Below are 3,981 nucleotides of genomic sequence, written 5' to 3'. Positions count from 1 at the left end.
ATCAGATGTTTTATGGAAAAGATCTTTACAAGAAAATCTTTGGCAAAAAATCTCAGTTCAAAAAAGGACTGATCGAAAATGATATTGTTCTTGTGACACAAAAACTGATAAATTCACTAGAGCCAAAATTTGCAAAAAAAATCGCCATAGTTACAGGACGTGGCAAAGAATCTACCAAATATTCACTGGACAAGTTATTTGACAAATTCGATATTGCTTCCTCATTTTTCCTAGAGGATCACTCAAGAACACTCGCAAAGCCAAATCCCAAATCTCTAATCATGTCAATAAATCGCCTAAAGTCAAAGCACTGTCTTTATGTTGGCGATTCCATGGAAGACCTGATCATGGCTAAAAAAGCAAGCAAGCTAGGAAAAAAAACCACATTTTGCGGAATCTATGGGACTTCCCAAAACCCAAATTCCAAAAAGAGATTCTTTGAAAAAAATAATGCCGACATCATAATACAATCAATAGACTTGATTCCAAAGGCATTAAATTTGGCGCACTAGGTTTTGTATTTGTGGCAAGAACAAGCAAAATCAACCGTGAAACAAAGGAAACATCGATTCTAGTCCAAGTAAACATCGATGGTTCTGGAAAAACCTCAATTAGTACAGGAATTGATTTTTTTGATCACTTGATTACATCGTTTGGCAAACATTCTATGCTTGATCTTTCTGTAAAGGCAAAGTCAAACGATGGAATACTGCACCACCTAATCGAAGACACGGGCATTGCAATTGGCAGCGCAATAGACAAGGCGCTAGGAAGCAGAACAGGCATTACGAGATTCAGCTATTCTTCTGTACCAATGGATGAATCCCTAGCAGAAGCCTCTGTTGACCTAGTAAGACGTCCATACGGCAAAATCAATCTCTCAATAAAACGATCAAAAATAGAGGGAATGTCAAAAGAAGACATTGAGCACTTTTTCTCGTCGCTAGTCCAAAACCTGAACAGCTGCATCCACATCAGTGTAAAGTACGGAGAAAACGACCACCACAAAATAGAAGCTGCAATCAAATCGCTAGCGGTAGCACTGAGAACTGCGTCAAATCTGGACAAAAAGCAGAAAGGAATTCCAAGCACAAAAGGTTCAATGTAATGAAGCTCGCCATTTTTGATTACGGAGCAGGAAATATCTTTAGCCTCAAAGTGGCACTAGAAAAACAAAATGCCCAAGTCGATGTAATAACAAACTTTGATGTTGCAAACAATTATTCCGGTTTGATTCTGCCCGGTGTTGGCAATTTTGATCCGGCCATTCGAAGCGTTCGAGATTATTCCAGTGTGTCGTTCCAGGAATATGTAAAAGACAAGATGCCAGTGCTTGGGATTTGCCTTGGAATGGAGATGTTTTTTGAAAAAAGCGAGGAAGGAAAGGAAATGGGACTTGCCGCCATAGAGGGAGACGTGATATTACTTCCAAACAAGTTCAAGATTCCCCACATGGGCTGGAACAGCATGAGAATCAAAAAATCAAATCCTCTTTTGGATGGTGTACCGGATAATTCTTGGGTCTATTTCGTCCACTCGTATAGAGCAAAGCCAAAAGACGACGATGTTGTGGTTGCTGATTCTGATTATGGAATCGAGGTTCCAGCAGTGATTAGCAAGGGCAATCTCTACGGGACACAATTCCATCCGGAAAAATCCGGCAAAATCGGCTCGCTCATGATACAGAATTTTCTGCGAGAGTGCAAAAAGTGAAGATAATTCCTGCAATCGATATAATGGATGGCAAAGTGGTACGACTAGTACAGGGCAAACCAGAAAACAAAACCATCTACAGCAACAATCCAGGAGAAATTGCAAAAAAATGGGAAAAACAAGGAGCGGACATGCTCCATATTGTAGACCTTGATGCTACGCTACAACTAGGATCAAATCTGGGACTAATCCAAAAAATGGCAAAAGAAGTATCAATACCGGTGCAGATTGCTGGCGGCTTGAGAGATGAGCATGTCATATCCAGTACACTTGACTTTGCAGATAGAGTGGTCATTGGAACTTTGGCATTCAAGGACACAGAACTGGTAAACAAGCTAGGCGGCAAACTTGGACATAAAAATCTGGTAATATCCGCAGACCACAACAATGGCGTCATAGTGATAAATGGTTGGACACAAAAAACTACAACCAATCTAGTTGACGCAGTTCAGGAATTCTCAAACATTGGGTTTACGGAATTTCTAATCACAAATGTGTCCAGAGACGGAATGTTGCAAGGACCTGACCTTGAAAATCTCGTACTGGCGTGCAAGCAAAACATCAACGTGATCGCAAGCGGGGGAATATCAAAACCATCTGATGTATCTGATGTCAAAAAATGCAATGCTTATGGAGTGATTTTGGGCAAGGCACTATACGAAGGCAAAATAACAATCGAGGAGGCAAAAAAACTAGCATGACACTAACAAAGAGAATCATCCCATGCCTTGATGTTGCAAATGGCAGGGTTGTAAAAGGCTTGAACTTTGAATCCATCAAAGACGCCGGAGACCCAGTACAGCTGGCGCAAAAATACAGCAACGAAGGAGCAGACGAGCTTGTATTTTTGGACATTACTGCATCACAGGAACAAAGGGAAACAATCAGATCGCTTGTGTCTAAAGTGGCTCTGGTAATTGACATTCCATTTACGGTTGGCGGTGGGGTTAAGACGCTTCAGCACGCCCGAGACATTTTGCTTTGCGGTGCAGACAAGGTGGCAATCAACACGGGCGCTGTAAAAAATCCGCAAATCCTAACAGAACTAATGGATCTATTTGGCAGACAGTGCGTCGTGGTGGCAATTGATGCCAAAAGGAATTACAACATTTCAAATGGAAAAAATGTCTTCTCTGATGGCGCCAAGAACTTCTGGTTTGAGGTCTTTATCTATGGAGGCAAAAAAGAAACAGGCCTTGATGCAATCGAATGGGCAAAGACAGCACTAAAACTAGGTGCAGGTGAGATCCTCCTTACCAGCATAGACAGAGATGGAACAAAGGATGGCTATGATTTGACACTCACAAAGGCAATAGTTGACGCTGTAAGCATACCTGTGATTGCATCCGGAGGGTGTGGTGAGCCGCGACACATGCTGGATGTTTTTAAAAACACCGATGTGGACGCAGCACTTGCTGCATCAATATTTCACTACGAGACCCATTCTGTGGATAGGGTAAAAGAATACCTCAAAGAAAACAATACCGATGTAAGGTTATAAGCTAAACCCATATTTCAGAATCATGCAAAAAACCATCGATGATCTGGATTTTAAAAAAGGTGACGGCCTAATACCAGTCATAGTTCAGGATGTAAACACAAAGGAAGTGCTCACACTGGCCTATACTAACAAGGAATCTCTCTTATTGACACAAAAAACAGGTAATTCGTGGTTTTGGAGCAGATCCAGAAACAAACTATGGATGAAGGGCGAAGAGTCTGGCAATGTCCAACAGGTAAAAGAAATTCTAATTGACTGTGACTTTGATGCAATTATCTATTTAGTAGTGCCCACAGGACCTGCGTGCCATACTGGCGAAAGAGTTTGCTTTCATAACAAACTAGACTAACATACTTTTTGAAACAAGCCTACTTCCGTTGGAACCGTTTGATTTAGTATAGTAAATGTAATGGGCTGATATTTTGTCCCTTCAAATTCGATCATCCATTTACCTATGATGTCATCAGTGCTACAAATTCCACGGTTTTTTGATAATTGTGGTTTGAAATAATAATTAAAGTCTGGTTTATTTTCTCCATTAAAGGGCAATGTCAGGTATACTGACGTTCCATTTGGTAAAATGAAAATTGCATTTCCTATGTCATTAGGCTTGAGGCCCTCTGCTATCATGAAAATCGTTTCACCAACCTTGTATTCTTTTAGATCGATTGCAAATGGACCAGATTTGTTCCAGTCTTTGAATTTATCTTCCTCTTCCTGTGTGGACACATCAATCGGTCCAACAAAAACTATGACGGCGATCACTG

Annotated in this window: 6 protein-coding genes; all 6 read left to right on the top strand. The window is 40.9% G+C overall.

Annotated elements, in window-relative coordinates:
- The coding region (locus FJ354_07060) for an HAD family hydrolase (protein MBM3906410.1) at positions 1-512 on the top strand (512 nt) is incomplete at its 5' end.
- Positions 513-523: 11 nt separating this feature from the next.
- Positions 524-1,108 (top strand): imidazoleglycerol-phosphate dehydratase HisB, encoded by a 585-nt coding sequence (gene hisB, locus FJ354_07055; protein ID MBM3906409.1) that lies wholly within the window; start codon positions 524-526, stop codon positions 1,106-1,108.
- On the top strand, positions 1,108-1,713 hold the full coding sequence (hisH, locus tag FJ354_07050) for an imidazole glycerol phosphate synthase subunit HisH (protein MBM3906408.1): 606 nt from the start codon (positions 1,108-1,110) through the stop codon (positions 1,711-1,713). The genes hisB and hisH overlap by 1 nt, the downstream gene beginning before the upstream one ends.
- Positions 1,710-2,414: a 1-(5-phosphoribosyl)-5-[(5-phosphoribosylamino)methylideneamino]imidazole-4-carboxamide isomerase gene (hisA, locus tag FJ354_07045; protein MBM3906407.1), complete on the top strand. Its 705-nt coding sequence runs from the start codon at positions 1,710-1,712 to the stop codon at positions 2,412-2,414. The genes hisH and hisA overlap by 4 nt, the downstream gene beginning before the upstream one ends.
- Positions 2,411-3,214, top strand: a complete 804-nt coding sequence (gene hisF, locus FJ354_07040) for an imidazole glycerol phosphate synthase subunit HisF (protein MBM3906406.1) — start codon at positions 2,411-2,413, stop codon at positions 3,212-3,214. The genes hisA and hisF overlap by 4 nt, the downstream gene beginning before the upstream one ends.
- A 22-nt stretch (positions 3,215-3,236) precedes the next feature.
- Positions 3,237-3,563 (top strand): phosphoribosyl-AMP cyclohydrolase, encoded by a 327-nt coding sequence (gene hisI, locus FJ354_07035; protein MBM3906405.1) that lies wholly within the window; start codon positions 3,237-3,239, stop codon positions 3,561-3,563.
- The last annotated feature ends 418 nt before the right edge of the window (positions 3,564-3,981 follow it).

The sequence above is a fragment of the Nitrososphaerota archaeon genome (genome assembly GCA_016872055.1).
In the GTDB taxonomy this organism is placed as follows: Archaea; Thermoproteota; Nitrososphaeria; order Nitrososphaerales; family Nitrosopumilaceae; genus Nitrosotenuis.
Note: the sequence above shows the minus strand (reverse complement) of the source record. Positions and strands in the feature narration are given on the sequence as shown.

What these genes read in the sequence shown, in the direction of transcription:
- hisH (MBM3906408.1), top strand. Translation starts at nt 1,108, where the DNA reads ATGAAGCTCGCCATTTTTGATTACGGAGCAGGAAATATCTTTAGCCTC.
- hisF (MBM3906406.1), top strand. Translation starts at nt 2,411, where the DNA reads ATGACACTAACAAAGAGAATCATCCCATGCCTTGATGTTGCAAATGGC.
- hisI (MBM3906405.1), top strand. Translation starts at nt 3,237, where the DNA reads ATGCAAAAAACCATCGATGATCTGGATTTTAAAAAAGGTGACGGCCTA.